This window comes from Akkermansia sp. AE01SA01 (assembly GCF_036417395.1).
Taxonomy (GTDB): domain Bacteria; phylum Verrucomicrobiota; class Verrucomicrobiia; order Verrucomicrobiales; family Akkermansiaceae; genus Akkermansia.
This window is the reverse complement of the sequence record NZ_CP143890.1, coordinates 2537890-2554417: the sequence shown is the minus strand read 5'-3', so window position 1 is coordinate 2554417 and position 16528 is coordinate 2537890. Positions and strand designations below refer to the sequence as shown.

16 protein-coding genes and 1 tRNA gene are annotated in these 16528 nt (G+C 56.0%); 8 read left to right on the top strand and 9 right to left on the bottom strand.

Going from position 1 to position 16528, the window contains the following annotated elements; translation table 11 throughout:
- Positions 1 to 2 precede the first annotated feature (2 nt).
- The 3 genes from V3C19_RS10290 to dnaX are packed head-to-tail and all read right to left on the bottom strand — an operon-like array spanning position 3 to position 3675.
- The gene (locus V3C19_RS10290) at positions 3 to 1040 is read right to left on the bottom strand and encodes an endonuclease/exonuclease/phosphatase family protein (RefSeq protein ID WP_130084904.1); all 1038 of its coding nucleotides are present in this window, start codon (positions 1038 to 1040) and stop codon (positions 3 to 5) included.
- A gap of 12 nt (positions 1041 to 1052) precedes the next feature.
- A complete protein-coding gene (locus V3C19_RS10285; RefSeq protein ID WP_130084903.1) occupies positions 1053 to 1367 on the bottom strand; it encodes a YbaB/EbfC family nucleoid-associated protein in 315 nt (104 codons plus the stop codon).
- A 31-nt stretch (positions 1368 to 1398) separates the two neighbouring features.
- The gene (gene dnaX / locus V3C19_RS10280; RefSeq protein ID WP_302389405.1) at positions 1399 to 3675 is read right to left on the bottom strand and encodes a DNA polymerase III subunit gamma/tau; all 2277 of its coding nucleotides are present in this window, start codon (positions 3673 to 3675) and stop codon (positions 1399 to 1401) included.
- 246 nt (positions 3676 to 3921) lie between these two features.
- Here dnaX and V3C19_RS10275 point away from each other — a divergent pair, with 246 nt between their 5' ends.
- The 3 genes from V3C19_RS10275 (at position 3922) to V3C19_RS10265 (ending at position 5984) form a co-directional block, all read left to right on the top strand.
- Positions 3922 to 4671, top strand: coding sequence for a hypothetical protein (locus V3C19_RS10275; protein ID WP_149873805.1), 750 nt, complete (start codon positions 3922 to 3924; stop codon positions 4669 to 4671).
- Positions 4672 to 4716: 45 nt separating this feature from the next.
- Positions 4717 to 5532 (top strand): hypothetical protein, encoded by an 816-nt coding sequence (locus tag V3C19_RS10270; RefSeq protein ID WP_130084900.1) that lies wholly within the window; start codon positions 4717 to 4719, stop codon positions 5530 to 5532.
- A 359-nt stretch (positions 5533 to 5891) separates the two neighbouring features.
- Positions 5892 to 5984: transfer RNA gene (locus V3C19_RS10265), tRNA-Ser, on the top strand.
- Between the two features lie 78 nt (positions 5985 to 6062).
- Here the strand turns inward: V3C19_RS10265 and radC are convergent.
- From radC to infA, 3 genes are all read right to left on the bottom strand, one after another.
- Entirely contained in the window at positions 6063 to 6773 is a 711-nt protein-coding gene (gene radC, locus V3C19_RS10260) for a DNA repair protein RadC (RefSeq protein ID WP_130084899.1), read from the bottom strand.
- A complete protein-coding gene (locus V3C19_RS10255) occupies positions 6773 to 8263 on the bottom strand; it encodes an NAD(P)H-hydrate dehydratase (RefSeq protein WP_130084898.1) in 1491 nt (496 codons plus the stop codon). The genes radC and V3C19_RS10255 overlap by 1 nt, the downstream gene beginning before the upstream one ends.
- Positions 8264 to 8369: 106 nt before the next feature.
- The gene (gene infA, locus V3C19_RS10250) at positions 8370 to 8564 is read right to left on the bottom strand and encodes a translation initiation factor IF-1 (RefSeq protein WP_012420273.1); all 195 of its coding nucleotides are present in this window, start codon (positions 8562 to 8564) and stop codon (positions 8370 to 8372) included.
- Positions 8565 to 9158: 594 nt separating this feature from the next.
- Here infA and rplM point away from each other — a divergent pair.
- Both rplM and rpsI read left to right on the top strand, forming a co-directional pair.
- Positions 9159 to 9587, top strand: coding sequence for a 50S ribosomal protein L13 (rplM, locus tag V3C19_RS10245; protein ID WP_067572668.1), 429 nt, complete (start codon positions 9159 to 9161; stop codon positions 9585 to 9587).
- A gap of 15 nt (positions 9588 to 9602) precedes the next feature.
- Positions 9603 to 9998: a 30S ribosomal protein S9 gene (rpsI, locus tag V3C19_RS10240; RefSeq protein WP_067572667.1), complete on the top strand. Its 396-nt coding sequence runs from the start codon at positions 9603 to 9605 to the stop codon at positions 9996 to 9998.
- A gap of 238 nt (positions 9999 to 10236) precedes the next feature.
- On the opposite strand, the gene V3C19_RS10235 is transcribed toward rpsI, so the two are convergent.
- The 3 genes from V3C19_RS10235 to V3C19_RS10225 form a co-directional block, all read right to left on the bottom strand.
- Positions 10237 to 10431 carry a hypothetical protein gene (locus tag V3C19_RS10235; protein ID WP_302389407.1) on the bottom strand — a complete coding sequence of 65 codons (195 nt, stop codon included), beginning with the start codon at positions 10429 to 10431 and terminating at the stop codon, positions 10237 to 10239.
- Between the two features lie 256 nt (positions 10432 to 10687).
- Complete coding sequence (locus tag V3C19_RS10230; RefSeq protein WP_130084897.1) at positions 10688 to 11125, bottom strand: 23S rRNA (pseudouridine(1915)-N(3))-methyltransferase RlmH; 438 nt, start codon at positions 11123 to 11125, stop codon at positions 10688 to 10690.
- A gap of 6 nt (positions 11126 to 11131) precedes the next feature.
- Positions 11132 to 12628: an excinuclease ABC subunit UvrC gene (locus V3C19_RS10225; protein WP_330937085.1), complete on the bottom strand. Its 1497-nt coding sequence runs from the start codon at positions 12626 to 12628 to the stop codon at positions 11132 to 11134.
- Positions 12629 to 12810: 182 nt separating this feature from the next.
- Between V3C19_RS10225 and V3C19_RS10220 the strand changes: the two genes are divergently transcribed.
- The 3 genes from V3C19_RS10220 to V3C19_RS10210 are packed head-to-tail and all read left to right on the top strand — an operon-like array spanning position 12811 to position 16514.
- On the top strand, positions 12811 to 13602 hold the full coding sequence (locus tag V3C19_RS10220; protein WP_161981434.1) for a MotA/TolQ/ExbB proton channel family protein: 792 nt from the start codon (positions 12811 to 12813) through the stop codon (positions 13600 to 13602).
- Positions 13603 to 13638: 36 nt separating this feature from the next.
- Entirely contained in the window at positions 13639 to 14085 is a 447-nt protein-coding gene (locus V3C19_RS10215; RefSeq protein ID WP_130084894.1) for a biopolymer transporter ExbD, read from the top strand.
- Positions 14082 to 16514 carry a tetratricopeptide repeat protein gene (locus V3C19_RS10210; RefSeq protein ID WP_295931406.1) on the top strand — a complete coding sequence of 811 codons (2433 nt, stop codon included), beginning with the start codon at positions 14082 to 14084 and terminating at the stop codon, positions 16512 to 16514. Before V3C19_RS10215 ends, V3C19_RS10210 begins: the two co-directional genes overlap by 4 nt.
- Positions 16515 to 16528 lie beyond the last annotated feature (14 nt).

Genomic DNA, 16528 nt, shown 5'->3' with positions numbered 1-16528 from the left:
GATTACGGCATGGATATATCCGCCAGAATGGAACGTCTGAACGTGTCCGGAACAAGGACGGTGCAGGCCCGTTCCGGACGGAGTGGATGCGTGCAGAAGACGCGGTCCAGACGGAGCAGGGGAAAATCCACGGGCTGCGTGGCGCCGTATCCGGCCCCTTTGAGTTTGAAGCAGTCCTGAAAGTCCTTGTTGAATTTTACAAAAATGGGGGATTGAGGCGCCGCATTAAAGTTCCCCGCCAGAATGATGGGTAGTTCCCCTCCCTGAACCCCCACTTCCCGGAGAGTGTCGAACAGGTACTGGATTTGTTTGCGGTGGACAAAGCGGAGGGTATGGAAGTACTTCCAACAGGCGGGGGAGTACAGGTCAAAACGGTGTTCAAAGGGATCCAGGCTGAGATTGATCAGCCGTATCGCCAGGGATGAGCTTTCCGGAATCCAGTCCACGATGAGACCTGCCGTGTCTGTGATGCTGTGTACCGGTCCCATTTGTCCGTGGCGGACGATAATGGCGCAACTTCCTATCTGCTTGATATGGGCGGTGCGGCCGAAGATGCTGTAGGCGAATTTGAGCGTGCGGTTGTGGTTGCTGCAGCCCTGGAGGAAGATGACATCCGCCCGGAGCTTGGATATCTGTTCAATGGGCGGGTTCTCCCCGCATGCGCCGTACAAGGTGAGTATTCTTATATGGCGGTTGTCGGGGGATGGGGGCATTTTGTAATACTCCATGCCGGTTCTGGAGATCGGCTGGAGAAAGTCCGTAGTCATGATGCCGTAGGCAACCCAGACAATGACGCCCAGAAGGCCGATGCGCGAGCCGAAGACCAGCCACGCAATAAGCGCCGGGAAGGCGAACATGAGGCAGCATGCCCAGAGGGGCAGGGAAGTCATGAACGCCATCGTGTCCGATCCGGACCAGAAGATGGTGGCAATGATGACCCACAGGCACAGGGAGACACAACCCAGAGCTTTCCCGAGCTGGTTGACTCCGGATAGCGCGGGCGGTTCCGCCAGGTGTTTGCGTCTTCTGAGCCTGTGCACCGTGGTGATGGGTTAAATGCCCATGCCGGGAGGTAGATCCAGCCCTCCGGTCAGTTTCTTCATTTCTGCCGCAGCGGTTTCCTTGCCTTTGACGATGGCGTCATTGATGGTTTTCAACACAAGCTCCTGAAGGAATTCCGCATCTGAGGGGTCAATGATGGAGGGATCAATGAATAGTTCCGTAATGTTGCCGTCACAGGTAGCGGTAACTTTAACCTTGCCGCCCGCACCTTCCGAGGTGACGGTCTGGGAGGCCAGTTTTTCCTGGGCGGCGGCAAGTCCGGATTGCATTTGCTGGACCTGCTTCATCATTTTCATAATATTCATGGCTTTATAATGTGGATATGGGTGTTCTTGTTTATTGGGAAATGATGCGGGCACGGAATATCTCCATGGCTGCGTCAATCAGAGGGTCTGTATAATAGGAGTCTTCTGCATCGTTCTCCCGTGGGGGCGTCTCCTGAACGGGAGCGGCAGGTTTTCTTTGCGGTTCCTGGGATTTGGGGGCGGCCTCCGGGGTGGACGGGGGGGGGGGAGCGGGCAGCGGTTCCAGTTGTTCCTGGATGGGCTCGGGAACGGAAGCGTCTGCACGGACGGTGAGGACCACCGGAGTACCTGAACGGAGGGAGAGATCGGCTTCCAGTGCGGCTCGGAGAGGTCCGGATGCCAGACTGTCCATGCCCTGGCGGTCAGAGGGGTGGAAGACCACCGTAACAAACGCCCCGTCATGGCCGGAGAAGACGCTTCCGGCCAGGAAATCCGCCTGAAGGGGGAATTTGACGGCCGCTTGTTCCAGTGCGGCTTTCCAGTCCGCTTCTGTAATGGTTTTGGCAGCAGGGCGCGGCTGTTCTTCCTGTTTTTCTTTCTGGTTTGCGGAAACAGGACGGGCAGGAGTGCTTTCCATGCCAAAGAGGTTATCGAAAAAACTGCTGGTGCGCTTCTCCGGCGGGAGCCCTTCTTCCGGGTCCATGAAGGTCGGTTCCGTGGTGTCCGGGGGGGCTACGGGAGTGTCTGAAAGAGCGGATGTAATCCGTGGCGTTTCTTCTGGTTGTTTCTGCTCCGGCTGAGGTGCGGGCGCAGGAGATGTTTCCGATTCCAGGAATGGCGGCTCTTCATCGGAGATAGAGGGAAGGGGAGCTTCCTCCGCGGCAGTTGCGGAAACTTCCGGTTCTCGTTCCGGAGAGGCCAATACGGGGGAGGGAGAAGGTTTTTCTTCCGCAGGGGTCGGCGTTCCGTATTCCGCTTCACTTTCCTGAACGATGGCTGTCGTGTCCTTGCTGGATGCAGAGAATTGTGGAACGGGATCCATGAGGTCCTTGTCCTCATGGATATCAGGTGTTGCGGGCGCAGGAGACGGAATGTCCGCAAAGGATGCCGGATTGGCTGTGGGGGCAGGGGAGGACTGAATGGGCTGGCTGTTGGATTCCTGTGGAATGGAGGAGACGGATGCTGGAGCAGCCGGATTTGTTGAGGCGGGAGCGGCCTGCGGCAGGGAGGAAGGCAACGGCGCTCCTTCCAGAGCCATGATGATATCGCTGATGCTTGCCTCCGCCAGAGCGTGAACGGCTTTGATCAGGCCCATTTCCAGATGCAGCCTTTTATTGGTGGACCACCGCATTTTATCTTCTGTTTCCGCCAGCACTTCCACCAGACGCAGTATCTTGTCCGTTTGAGTGCGCTTGACGAGTCCGGTAAGTTCCTCTTTGGACGCCTCCGGCAGAGAATCGAAGTTTGCTTCCGGGTCCACCTTGGCGACGAGGATTTCCCGGACGGAGGAAATGATTTCGGAAAGGAACTGTCCCATGTCCCTGCCCGCTTCCGCCTGTTCATGGAGAAGGTGGAGAAGGCTGGGTAGTTCCTTTTTGAGAATCAGCGCCAGCGCTTGGGCTACAGTTTCCCGTGAGGTGATGCCGAAAATGTGGAGGACCTGTTGTTCTTCAATATGGTCGCCGCAGAAGGAGACCAGCTGGTCCAGCATGGACTGGGCATCCCGCATGCCGCCGTCCGCCACTTTCGCTACGGCGAATGCAGCCTCCCTGCTCAGGGAGATTCCCTCGGCGGAGGCGATGTGGAGCAGGTGGTTGGCAATGATTTCAGAAGGGATGGGACGCAGGTCGAAACGCTGACAGCGGGAAAGAATGGTCGGCAGGATTTTGTGCGGCTCCGTGGTCGCGAAAATGAATTTGACGTGCTGTGGCGGTTCTTCCAGCGTTTTGAGAAGTGCATTGAAGGATTCCTTTGTAAGCATGTGCACCTCGTCTATATAAACAATGCGGAAGTTGCCTCGGCTGGGTGCAAAGCGCACATTGTCCCTCAAATCCCGGATGTGGTCGATGCCGCGGTTGGAAGCGCCGTCAATTTCCAGAACGTCCAGGCTACGTCCTTCCGCAATTTCCTCGCAAATATCTTCGTGCGGGTCGAAGTCCACTTTCGGGCCGTCGGTACAATTCAGGGCTTTTGCGAAAATTCTGGCAGTGGATGTTTTTCCTGTGCCGCGGGGACCTACGAAAAGATACGCATGGGCGAGGCGATTGTGTTCAATGGCATTTTTCAGCGTCTGGACGACGTGATCCTGTCCAAGGACGTCATTGAATGTCAGAGGACGATATTTTCTGGCAAAGACCTGGTAACTCACGGTTCAGGAAGACTAAAAGATGCGGCTCTATTTGAAAAGAAAATAGAGTGTAATTGTTTTAAGATGCTGATAAGATTACGCTTTTGACCTCTTCTTACGTAACCGCTCTGAAAAAAATATCAAGAAAACGATGAGGATGTCATTTTGATGTTGAAATCTGAAAATGTTCATGCCAATCTCACAAAAGTAACAGGAACCTTCTCATCTCTATTATTTCCTATGTGGGTTAAAATATCAATCGCAGCCTTGGTCATCGCTCTTCTCGGTGGAGCCATGTATTATCTTGATAACGAGGAAGCTCTAACCAAGGAGCGCAAGGAATGCGGCTCTCGTTATAAAAATTTGAGCGCCCTTCGGGACGAATTTACGAGTGAAAAGACCAAATACGTGGAGTTCCTCGTCAAGAATGAAGGGCTTACGGCCGACATCAATGCCCTGACCAAGCAAAAGGATGAACTGGAAGCCGCGAACCAGGAGCTGGCCTCCGCCAATGAAGCCAAGAAATCCGAGCTGCAAACCCAGCAGACTGCCTTGGCAGACCTCCGGTCCAAGAGCAAGGATATGGAAAGTATTCAGGCTATTGCCGACAGAATCAAAGGACTTGAAGAAGAATCCAAGCAGTTGCAAGTGGTCAAGCAGGGGGAACAATCCAAGCATGATGCCATTGTCGCGGAAACGGAACAGCTTGTCGTCAACAACAATGCTCTCCGCCAGCTCAAGGCCGACCAGGACGCCCATCTTTCCCCCCCCAATTTGAAGACCAGGGTTTCCCAGGTGATTGATGATTTCAATGTAGTCGTGATTGAAGGCGGCGCTGCCGACCTGGGCGTTGTGCCCGGTTCCAAGCTGGCCGTGATGAGAGACGGCAACAAGATTGCCGAACTTGACGTGAATGCCGTTGAATCCCGTGTTTCCACAGCAACCGTTCTTCCCAGCACCGTTGCCGCTGGTGAACGTGTTGAGGCCGGAGACGTCGTCGTATCCGTCCGTCCGTAATTTTCCCGGTTCAAAACTCATCATACACTCTCATCTATATACACAATGAAAACTGTCTTAGTAGTTTTATTGATTCTTGCCGCAGGAGCAGGCGCTTGGTTCTCCGGTCTCAGCGGTGTTTTCGGCATCAATGGCCAATATCAGGATTTCAAGGAAATGATTGCCTATCGCAAGGTTCTGGACAAGGAGATCCGGGATTGGACGGGATTACGCAATGACATGATCAAGAACCGCGGGCGTGCTGCGGAAGAAAACCTGAGCCTCATTTCCAACAAGGCTTCCGTAACTCAGCAGCGTGATGAACAGCTTTCCAAGGCAGCGGAATTGAAAGAGGAGGAAGTAAAGCTGAATGCCGATCTGTCCAAGATTAACCAGCAGGTACAGGAACTTCGGACTCAGTTAAGTGAATTCGGTGTTTCCAGTGTTGAAGAAATCCAGGCCAGGATGGAAGCCACGGAAAACGCCAACAAGAAGCTTCAGGAAGAAATCGACCAGATCAAGGGAGCAACGGAAATTGCCGCCAAGAAGCGTACGGAGCAGGCTACCGAACTGGCCAATCGCCAGAAGGAACAGGCTGAATACCGTGCCGCGCTTGCCAAGAACAGCGGGGAATATCCAGTGTTGTCCGTGGATCCCCAGTGGGGCTTTGTGGTCATTGGCGCCGGACAGGGCAGCAACATTGACCAGAACACGGTTCTGCTTGTCACCCGCAACGGCCGCAGTATCGGCAAGCTGAAAGTGACTTCCTTGGAAAAGAACCAGACGGTGGCCGACATCGTCAAGGACAGCGTCCCTGCGGGCATGAGCATCCAGCCCGGCGACATGGTGCAGCTTCTGCGTCCGGTTCAATCCGCCAGATAAGGTTCTGTCACGCATTTTTCTTGAACCCCGCTGTGCTTCCGGCATAGTGGGGTTCAACTTTTATACGGAATGATGAAACAATCTACAGGAGTTCTACTGCTTGCGTCTTTTTCCTTTTTGCTTGCTTCTTCCTGTTCCTGGCTGATGGAGCCCAAGGAACATGAGCGTGTGCCTCAGCCGCCGCCCGGTCCTGAAAAGAGCGCTCTTCCTCATAACAAGTCGCAAAGATTTGAAGCGGAGGCTACGCTTGGGCCTCTGGCCACTCCCAGACGCTAAAAGCGTTTGAATTAAGGGGCACCAGTGATTCTGTGCTTTACACCTTCCTGCAAACCCTATACAAAAAGCTTCGATTTCCAAGCGGAGAGATGGCTGAGCTGGTCTAAGGCACTCGACTCGAAATCGAACGTGGGACGCAAATCTCACCGTGGGTTCGAATCCCACTCTCTCCGCCAGTTTTTATTGATTGAGCCCGTCTTCACAGACGGGCTTTTTTCATGCTGGAAAGTCCGAAGGGAAAAAGACGTATCCGGTCAGACCGGCTTTTTCATACCATAGCTGTTATAGCTGTAATAATTTCTCTGCACCACCGACGTTGGTTTTCCGATGATGATATGGTCCAAAAAACGGATTCCCAGCAATTGGGCTGATTCCTGGATACGTTTGGTCAGGGCATTGTCCGCTTGGCTGGGGGTCGGGTCGCCACTCGGATGATTGTGCGCCAGGATGAAGCCGTAGGCATTATGAATGACGGCCGGGCGCAGGATGTCGCGCGGGTGGGCAATGGATTCATTCAGGGTCCCCGTGGAAATTTCGACGGGCTTGATGAGGTGGCACTGGGCGTCCAGAAGAAGAACAAGCACTATTTCCTTGTCTTTCCAGCGCATAGCCGTGGTCAGATAGTCGTAAATGTCCTCCGGCGTGTTGAGCGGGCGTCTTGTCAGAGTCTCCCGAAGAGCCCGGGCACCCAATTCAAATGCGGCGCACAGGGTGGACGCTTTCGCCATTCCTATACCCTTGCAGATTTCCGCTATTTCTGCGGCTTCCATATGGGCCAAGGCATCCAGGGAACCTGCCGCCTGGATTAGGTCGGAAGACATGTCCAACACATTTTTCCCCTTAATGCCCATTCTGAGGAAAATGGCAAGGAGTTCCGCGTTGCTGAGGCTGTGTCTGCCTTGGCGGATGAGTTTTTCACGGGGCAGCGATTGTGAGGGAAGATCCTGAAGTTTGCGGGAGATCATTAGTAGCAGAGGCGGGCGGTGGAAAGAAGCGCGGCGGGCAGATGGCGGAGAGTGTCTCCGGCGGTCAAGCTTTGCTGGGTGGCCGCTCCGCTGGAGATGGCCAGTTCCGAAGCCCTGCCGCACAGATAGGTTCCCAGCACGGCAGACACCAGGAGGGATTCTCCCTGCGCGATGAATCCTCCGCAGACTCCGGCAAGCACGTCGCCCTGTCCCGCCGTCGCCATGGCGGGTCCTCCCGTGATGTTGTAGAATAAGGGTTTACCCCTTTGCGTGACGATGCTGCGGGCTCCCTTGTAGATGAGGGCCGCCTCATGCTCCGCGAGGAAGAAGTCCGCAATGTCCGCCCGGATGGAGCAGTCATCCGCTTCCGGCAGCAGACGGCGGATCTCTCCGTGATGGGGAGTCGCCAGAATGTGTTTTCCCAGTTTCCACTGCATGGCCGCGGCCAGATTGAGGCCGTCGGCATCCAGCAGGGCAGGAGTATCGGTTTCCAGAATGATGCGTATGGCTTCGGCGTCTTCCTCCGATACGGAGCCGATTCCCGGCCCTAGAAGAAACGCGCTGAAAGAGCGGATGGAAATGTCTGCATAACTGTCCACAGGTTTAACCATGATTTCCGGAGGCATGCACGCCGCCGCCACGGGATAGACGGAACGGTGGACATGCAGGGTGACCAGACCTGCTCCGGCCCGCAGGGCAGCTTCACAGCAGAGCCGCGCGGCTCCCAGCATGCCTTCCGAGCCGGCAATGACGCCCAGGTGGCCACGCTTGTTTTTATAGTCCGTATAAGGCCGTGCGGAGAGAAATTTGGTGAGGCGGGAAGAGGTGATGATTTCCGTGGCGGGAAGAGCTTGTACATGGAGGCCGGGGAGTTCAATACACACCAGGCGTCCTGCATACAGCGTAGCGTCGTCATCCAGAAGACCCTGCTTGACAGCCCCTATGCACATGGTGAAGTCCGCTTCCACGGCGTGTTCCTGAGGCATGCCCGTGTCCGGATCTATTCCGGTGGGGATGTCTACCGCCACCGTACGGACGGCTCCGCAACGGTCGCGCAGGTAGTTCATTTCCACGCAAAGGTCCGCTATTTCCTTGTTCAGCAGGCCGGAAGCCCCAATGCCCAGCAGGCCGTCCAGAAGAACCATCGGCTTGCCCGTAACAGGAAGTGGTGCTTCCTGGTATTCCAACAGGGGCGGTGATATTTCCGCAAACTGCCTGAGGGGCAGTTCCCCCCATTGGGAACGCGGATAGGCGGCGCGGAATCCTGTATCCCATCCGTGCCGCTGGAGAATGTCGAGAACGGTGATGGCATCCCCGGCATTGTTGCCTTTGCCCAGATAAGCCACGCAGAGGCCGGGAATGGGAAAGAACTGCATGATGGCTTCCGCGATGCCGGCAGATGCCTGTTGCATGAGGGTTCTGGCCGGCGTTCCGCTGATGATGAGTTCTCGTTCCGCAATCCGCATGTTTTCCGTGGAGCAAATTTTCATGACGCGTTAATGGAATCAGCCCGCACTATACGCAAAAAAACCTTCTCCTGCAAGCCGGAGAAGGTTTTTTACGAAAGGAGTCAATCCGGAAAAATCCGGGAAACGGCTAACCGATGCGGAACGTGATGCGCGCCTTGGTCATGTCATAGGGAGACATTTCCATGCGGACCTTGTCACCTACTACGATTTTGATGAAACGCTTGCGCATCTTGCCGGAGATGTGGGCCAAAACTTCGTGCCCGTTGGGAAGGCGCACCTTGAACATGGTGCCTGCAAGCACGGCGCAGATAGTGCCTTCCACTTCAACCTGGCTTTCGGAGCTTTCCTCCTTGGGTGCGGATTTGCTGAAATGCTTTCTGCCCCTGGTCTGCCGTCCTGCGCCTGTGCCACCTTGCGGGCGCGGCCGTCCGGGGCCTCCCGCGGGACGCGATCCTCCCGGCCCTCCGCCCGTTCTCGGGCCTGCTGCTCCGCCGGTCTGTCCTGCCGGGCGCGGCTGGCCAGGTCTGGCCGGGCCGGCGGGCCTGTTGCCGTTGCCGGCCGGTCTTGCACTGCCTCCGCCTGCCGGGCGTGCGCCGGGGCGGGAATTCTGTCCGCCGGAAGGGCGGCTGCTGGGTCTTGGATTCGGGCTGATATGATTCTCCTTGTTAGGTTAGCAAACGCGCGGATACGAATTTTTGCGCAGGCGCATGATAGGCGATATTTCCGTGAGAGCAAGCCCTGAGTGTGGAAACGTCATAATTAAGCAACAATTCCGCAGACAGAAGGGAAAAAAGGGGCTAAAAGCGGTGTAAAAGAGAAAAAGTATTTGACATTTACGTGAATAATCATTAGGAATGCGCCCCCGAATTGGAAGATTACGGCAGGATGCCGAAAAACGAGAACGAAGAATTAAACCATGAAGACCTTCTCAGCCAAACCGCAAGAAGTAGAGCGCAAATGGTATGTTATAGACGCTGCCGACAAGGTGCTCGGCCGTGTCGCCGTTGAAGCGGCCAACATTTTGCGTGGCAAGAACAAGACGATTTTTACCCCGCACGTTGATTGTGGCGACTTTGTCATCATCGTGAACGCGGACAAGGTGGTGCTGACCGGCAACAAGGAAAATGCCAAAATTTACACCCGTTTCTCCGGCTACGTCGGCGGCAAGCAGGTGGAAACGCCCCGGAAAATCCGCGCCCGTCGTCCCGAGCTTCTTCTGGAACTGGCTGTAAAGGGCATGGTCCCCCATACACGTTTGGGCCGTCAGCAGATGACCAAGCTGAAGGTTTACGCCGGAGCCAGCCACCCGCATGAAGCACAGCAGCCTACCGCCGTTACCCTTTAACCGATTTTCCCAGACATGAGTCAGACAACCCCATACAACGCCACCGGCCGTCGCAAGACCGCCATTGCACACGCTTGGCTTACTGAAGGCTCCGGCCGCATCACGATCAATCGCCGCGGTTTTGAAGAATACCTTCCCACCATTCAGTTGCAGAACGCCGTTCTTCAACCTTTCCAGGTCACCAATACCATGAACAAATTTGACGTGAATGTCGTCACCAAGGGCGGTGGCATTCATGGCCAGGTTGGCGCCATTCGCATGGCGATTGCCCGCGCTCTGGTAATGGTTGATGAAGCTTCCCGCGCCCAACTGCGTGAATTCGGTCTTTTGACCCGTGATTCCCGCATGAAGGAACGCAAGAAGGCTGGCCGTCCCGGTGCCCGCAAGCGTTACCAGTTCTCCAAGCGCTAAGCTTGGGCTGGTTGCGAAGGAACTGGCATTTACCATTTCTTTCTCGGAAAAAGAGCTGTTCCACTTTTCAGTGGGGCAGCTCTTTTACGTTGGTAAAAACGTCATAAGGGGATGAAACGGATTGCTTATCCGAAGTTAACTCTAAAATTTTAAGGAAAATATTTTAATGCGAAGGACTCCTTTTGAAAAAAGCCCTCGTTGGAAAGCGGGTCTTTTTTAGATTTTCATAAACTGATTTTCAGGCACCTCCGTTAAGTTTATTTTTTCCTTTTAATGGTTCAAAATATCCGGCCGCAACTGCACCGGGTATTTTTTTGGGTTTTATATACTTAAGTTCAGACTCACGGAACTGTTTTATTCTTCTTGCTTTTGCCCCTTCTAAACGTCCCGCATGAGTGATTTTTAGATAACGAATTCCAATTTCCGCGAGCATGGCTTCCCATCCTTCTCCATTGGCAGATTCTAGGAAAGCAATAAGTTTGCCGCCTGTGTTCCGGTTCTCGTGTAAACGCGGAGAAAAGGTGATGGATTGTTAGACTAAAGTTAAGTATATAATTCCCATTTTTTTTGCATGCGCCGGCAGAGTCATCCCCGTCTTTGCCGCTGGTCCGGAGAAATTCTTCTGCATGGTTGGAAAAGAAATCCGTTTCCGGCAAATTCTGTTCCGGGAAGGGGAGGCCCCGTGGGGATTACCGGTGGTATGGTGTTCCCGCCAGGATGGTATGGCAACGGTAAAGCTGTTCCAGAAGAACGACGAGTGCCAGTTCATGCTGCAAGGTGAATTTGCTCAAGGCCAGAATATGATCGCACCGGGAGCGCAGTTCTTCCGTGTGGCCGTCCGATGCCCCGACAAGAAAAGCAATGCGGCGCACGGAGCGCATTTGCCAGTTCTGCGCCAGTGTTGCCAGTTTGTTCGTGGTCCAGAGCTCGCCTCTCTCGTCCATGGCGATGCGCAAACATCCTTCGCTGGCTGTCAGCAGCCGTTCGGAAACGTCTCTGGAATTGCCGTCTTTGACAAGTTTCAGTTCCGTCTTGCCGAATGGCTTGAGGCGGTTGAGGTAAAGTTCCACGCCCTCCCGGGCATAGTTCAGCGCAGGTTTTCCTGCGGCCAATATGAGAAATTGCATGTGGGGTCAGTATTTGGATGGAGTGTTAAGATAGTCCAGCAGGGCACGGGCCCAGGTTTCCGAAATGCCGCGAATAGCAGCGATGGAGGCCGGGTCCGCTTTTCTGATGGCGGCTACGGATTTGAATTTTTCCAGCAGCAGCTGTTTTTTCGCCGCGCTCATGCCGGGGGCATCGTCCAGCGCGCTTTCCTTCATGCGTTTTCGGTATAATAGTTCGTTGTATCCGTTAGCGAAACGGTGGGCTTCGTCCCGGATGCGCTGCATGAGCTTGAGGGCTCCCATGCTGTGGGGCAGGCGGAGCGGTTCCGGCTGGTGCGGGAAGAAGATTTCCTCCCTTTGCTTGGCCAGTCCCACGATGGGCATGTCTCCCAGGCCGATGGCCTCCAGGTCCGCCAGGGCGGAAGAAAGCTGTCCTTTGCCGCCGTCTACCACTACAAGGTCCGGAACTTTGATGGGGGCCTTTCCCTCCGCACTGAGTTTCTTGAGCCACTGGTACAGCGTCATGTCCGGCGGCCGGGAGGCCACAGCATCGCTTTCCATCAGGATGCGGGAATAGCGCCGCCTGATAACTTCCGACATGGAGGCGAAGTCGTTCTGCCCGTCCACCGTGCGGATGCGGTAGCGGCGGTAGGCCTTGTTGTCCGGTTTGCCGTTGGTGAAGCGCACCATGGAGGCTACAATGTGGTTGGAAGAGACGTTGGAGATGTCAAAGCATTCCATGATGGCGGGCGGTTCGTCCAGTCCCAGTGCCTCGCCCAGTTCCTTCATGTCTTCCTCCGGGCGCACGGTGCCGGGAAGGTTGGGGGTGCCTTTCTGGAACCGGCGCGCCGGTTCCAGCGTCTTGATCAGGTTATCCCTGATATCCCTCAGGTACGCGGCGCGTTCAAAGTCCAGACTGTTGGCGGCCTGCATCATTTCTTCAGTCAGCGCGTCCAGCGCGTTCTTCTTCCCCACTCCTTCCAGCAGGCGCACGGCCTGTTCAAAGTTTCTGTTGTAGTTTTCCACGGAGATGCGGCCTACGCACGGCGCGGAACAGTTGCGGATGACGTCCGCATGGCAGTGCTTGAAGTCGTTCAATCCGGGATTTTTCACTTTGCAGGTGCGGAGCCGGAAATGTCTGTTGAGCCATTCCTGGGTGGCGTACAGGGCCTGGGAATGGACAAAGGGGCCGAAGTAGCGCGCGCCGTCCTCCTTGCGTACCCGGGAGAGCTGGAAGCGCGGCAGGCGTTCCCCCTTGGGAATTTTCAGGAGGGGATAGCGCTTGTCGTCCTTGAGCTGGATGTTGTAATGGGGCCGGTACTGCTTGATGAGCTTGCTTTCCAGCAGGAAGGCCTCGTGATCGTTGCGGGTTTCAAAATAGTCAAAGGAGGCGATGGCGTTGATGAGTGCGCGGGTCTTGTGGTTGGCCAGCGTGGCTCCGGTAGGGGAAAAGTAGCTCGCCAGGCGGCGGTGAAGGTCCTTCGCCTTTCCTACGTAAATGGTATTGCCCTGGGCATCCTTCATAATGTAGACTCCGGGTTTGTGCGGAGTCTGTCTCCAAAGCTCCTTCAATGTTGGTGTTTCATGATCTGCCACACAGCTATTATGCCATAGGCGGCAAGAAAGGGAACTGCGGAAACGTACTGCATTACGGGCAGTTGGCTTGCCTAGGAAGACTTCTTCTGTATAATCATTATGTCTTTTGTATGAATCCTGTATCATTTTCCACCCTGGCCAGCGCCATGGACTTTGTCGTGGGCGATAGAAATTACCCTCTTTCCGAGCTGTTCATGAAAGGGGGCTTCATCATGTGGCCGCTTCTCCTGCTGTCCATAGGGGGCGTCGTCGTTCTGGTCATGTGCTGTTTTTCCACCCGCGCCGCCGCCGTACTTCCCCCCAAGCTGGTGGAGCAGGCGGAGTCCTTTATCCGCAAGCGCGATTACACGGGACTTGCCATTCTCTGCAAGAACGGCGATTCCTGTTATGCGCGCGTGATGCTGACGGTAGCTAATTTCATGCAGCGCAACCCTTCCGCCCAGTTTGAGGAAGTAAGGGAAATCGCCGCCGCAGAAGGTGGGCGCCAGGCCGGTTTCATGAGCCGTCAGATTTCCTGGCTGTCGGACATCGGCGCGCTGGCCCCCATGCTGGGGCTGCTGGGTACGGTCGTCGGGATGATGAAAACCTTTTTCGAGATCGCCAACGGGGATTTTTCCGGCGGCAAGCAGCGCATCGACATGGCGGGGGGCGTGGCGGAAGCCCTGATTACCACGGCAGGGGGACTTCTGCTGGGGATTCCCGCCATTCTGGCCTATGTGTATTTCCGCAGCCAGGTGCACAAGCGCGTGGGAGACCTGGAGGCCGCCGTGACGCACAGCGTTTCCGTAGTGGCCACCCAGCTCCACAAGCCACGCTCAGGCCCTGCCGGAGCTTTTCATGAGGAAGAACTTCCCCGGGTCCCCGTGGATCCCACCTCCCTGCGTGACGTGCGCGGACTTTAACCGGGGATATCCCAGCCAGCAACACCGGAAGATCATATGAAGTTTCGTTACAAGATGCCCAACCCCATCGGGTTCCAGCTGGCGCCCATGCTGGATATCGTGTTTCTGCTGCTGGTATTTTTCGTCGTGACGCAGACTTTTGAGGATGACGAACCGGACCTTTCCATCACCCTCCCGTCCGCGGAGACACCCAAGCCCGGGGAGAACGCCACCAATGAGATCATCGTGAACATCCGCAAGGACGGCACGGTGATGATCAACCGCCAGCCGTACACGATGCCGGAACTGGAGGAGAAACTTCTTTCCGTCGCCCGCTTGGACAAAACCATGCTCGTCCGCATCCGCGTGGATGAAAAGGCGGAATCCGGCACAGTCGTGCACGTGATGGACGCCTGCCTGAAGGCCGGGCTCAACAATGTGTCTTTCTCCACGAGGCCTCCGTCTCCGTCTTCCATCAACGTTTTCACTCCTCAATCTTCATGAAATCCCTTTTTCCCATCAGTGCCGGACTGACGGCCCTTGCAGTATGCGCCGTCGCCCAGGAGCATATCCCGGACGCCGCTCCGGTGGACGACGGTCCGCTGGTTGCCAATCCGGAGCAGGACAGCCTGGACATGGCCGACATGCTGTACAAGCAATCCCAGGAGCCGCAGACGAAGGCGAACCCGCAGGAATATGCGCGCCTGCTTGATCTGAGCCTGCGCAAGTACCTTGAATTTTCCCAGCGGTTCCCCCGTTCCCCCCAGGCTCCTCTGGCAGAATACCGCGCGGCCATGTGCCTGACGGAGCTCGGAAGGAAAGAGGAAGCCCATACTCTCTTCCAGAGGCTGACGCAGACGGGAACCCCGGCTCTGGTCGCCGCTTCCGCCTACCGTCTTGCTACGGATGCCTCCGCCGCCGGAGAGACGGACAAGGCCATCCAGTATTACCAGCTTGTTATCCGCAGCGCGGAGCAGAATGATTTGAAGGTGGATGCCCAATACCGTTTGGGACGCCTCTTTCTGGCCAGCGGTAATCCGGAAGCTGCTGCCAACATGTTTTGCGCGGTGATCGGCAATCCCCAGGCGGACAAAAAATTCGTCCTGGTAGCCCGTATGGGATATGCCGCCTTGTGTGCTGATTCCGGCCGTCTGGGAGAGGCGTATGCCGAATACCGCAAGGTGCTGGACACGCCCGGAGTGGATGCAAGAAACCGTGGCATTGCCATTCTGCAGGCGGCAACGCTGGCCACCAAGCTGAAGAAGAACGCGGAGGCGCAGAGCCTTTATGAACAGATACTGAAAGATGAAACTCTGAAGGAAATGGCGCCGGAGGCCCGCATGGGGCTGCTTCTGGGTTTGTACCACATGGGCAAGTACAAGGAGGTCATGGCCCAGTACGAACAGCAGAAGGGGATGAAGATGCCGACCAAGGAAGGCCAGGTGCGCCTGCTGATGCTGATGGGCCAGACCGCCTACAAGCTAAAGGAATACCAGAAGGGGGCGGAGTTCTTCCTGGAGGCGGAAAAAAACGTGCCTTACACGCAGGAGGCCATGCAGGCTTCCTTCTACCGGCTTTTGTGCTACAAGGAACTCAAGCAAAAGGATCTGCCTCAGCGAGCCCAGAGTTTCCTGAATCATTATGCCAAGGCGTTTCCCACCAGCGAACTCCACGACATGGTACGTCTGATGGCGGCGGAGAGCCTGTTCAGCACCAGCCCCGCGGATGCGGCCAAATTTTACGGGAGCATCAATTTTGACAAGCTTCCGCCCAAGATGCGCCCGGATATTCTTTACAAGAGTGCCTGGGCCGTTGCCCAGGCAGGCAACCGGGAAATGGCCGCCAAGCTGCTGACGACTTTCATTGACGGATATCCCCGCGATCCCCGCATCTGCGAAGCCCTGACCCTGCGGGGAGACATGTACGCCAAGACCAAAAAGGAAACAGAGGCCCTGCAGGATTTTGACCGGGTAATTGCGCGCTGGCCGAAGGAGGAATCCGCGGCCGCCGCCTGGCAGAGGGCCGCGCAGATTTATGCCGGCCGCCAGGACCTGGTAAATATGGCGAAGTATTACGAAGGGCTGATCAAGAATTTTCCGAAGGCCTCCCCCGCCGCCCTGGCGGAAGCCCATTTCCTGCTGGGCCGTGCGGCGTTTGACCAGGGGGATTTTCAATCCTCTATCAGCCACATGTCGGAGGCCAAGACGCTGGACCCCCAGAAATATGGGGAACAGGTCAACGTTCTCACCGTTCTTTCCTACCACAAGCTCCAGGACGTCAACAAATTGAAGGAGGCCCTGGAAACCCTGCAGAAGGAAAACCCGGCGGCCGTGTCCCGCGTGCCGGACGTGATTCCCGCATGGCTGGGCCTTCAGGCTTACGGAATGAAGGATCTGGAGACGGCGGACAAGTACATGACCTGGGCCACCCAGAACGACCAGCTCCAGAACGTGAAGAAAGTGATCTGGCGCAATCTGGCGAAAGTGCGCCTGGCCTTGAAAAAGTATGACCGCGCCCTCGTGGCTTCCAACAACTTCCTGAAGGTGGAGGACCAGCCCTACCGCCGTGCGGACGGCATGCTGGACAAAGCCTCCATCCTGCTGGGCCTGGGCAAGTATGCGGATGCCCGGAAAACGGCGGAGGAAGCGCTTGCCCTGGGGGTGGAAGGCCCCCTGATGGCCTCTCTGAAAATCGTGCTGGGGGACATCTCCTATGCGGAAAAGAAATTTGATGAGGCAGCCAAGCATTACGGCGTTACGGCGGAGTTGTTCGTCAACGACGCGGAGCTGAAACCCAAGGCCCTGTTCAAGGCGGCGGAAGCTCTGGACAAGGCCGGCCGCAAGTCGGAGGCTTCCCAGTACCGCGCCCGCCTGCAGAAGGAATTCCCGGATTGGAAGCAGGAAGGGGAGTCACTGCCGCCGGATGCCCGCTAGACGTCTGGAACGAT

Coding starts and splice junctions, on each gene's coding strand:
- V3C19_RS10285 (WP_130084903.1), bottom strand. CDS start 1,367: ATGAATATTATGAAAATGATGAAGCAGGTCCAGCAAATGCAATCCGGA.
- V3C19_RS10270 (WP_130084900.1), top strand. CDS start 4,717: ATGAAAACTGTCTTAGTAGTTTTATTGATTCTTGCCGCAGGAGCAGGC.
- radC (WP_130084899.1), bottom strand. CDS start 6,773: ATGATCTCCCGCAAACTTCAGGATCTTCCCTCACAATCGCTGCCCCGT.
- V3C19_RS10255 (WP_130084898.1), bottom strand. CDS start 8,263: ATGAAAATTTGCTCCACGGAAAACATGCGGATTGCGGAACGAGAACTC.
- rplM (WP_067572668.1), top strand. CDS start 9,159: ATGAAGACCTTCTCAGCCAAACCGCAAGAAGTAGAGCGCAAATGGTAT.
- rpsI (WP_067572667.1), top strand. CDS start 9,603: ATGAGTCAGACAACCCCATACAACGCCACCGGCCGTCGCAAGACCGCC.
- V3C19_RS10235 (WP_302389407.1), bottom strand. CDS start 10,431: ATGCTCGCGGAAATTGGAATTCGTTATCTAAAAATCACTCATGCGGGA.
- V3C19_RS10230 (WP_130084897.1), bottom strand. CDS start 11,125: ATGCAATTTCTCATATTGGCCGCAGGAAAACCTGCGCTGAACTATGCC.
- V3C19_RS10225 (WP_330937085.1), bottom strand. CDS start 12,628: ATGAAGGATGCCCAGGGCAATACCATTTACGTAGGAAAGGCGAAGGAC.
- V3C19_RS10220 (WP_161981434.1), top strand. CDS start 12,811: ATGAATCCTGTATCATTTTCCACCCTGGCCAGCGCCATGGACTTTGTC.
- V3C19_RS10215 (WP_130084894.1), top strand. CDS start 13,639: ATGAAGTTTCGTTACAAGATGCCCAACCCCATCGGGTTCCAGCTGGCG.
- V3C19_RS10210 (WP_295931406.1), top strand. CDS start 14,082: ATGAAATCCCTTTTTCCCATCAGTGCCGGACTGACGGCCCTTGCAGTA.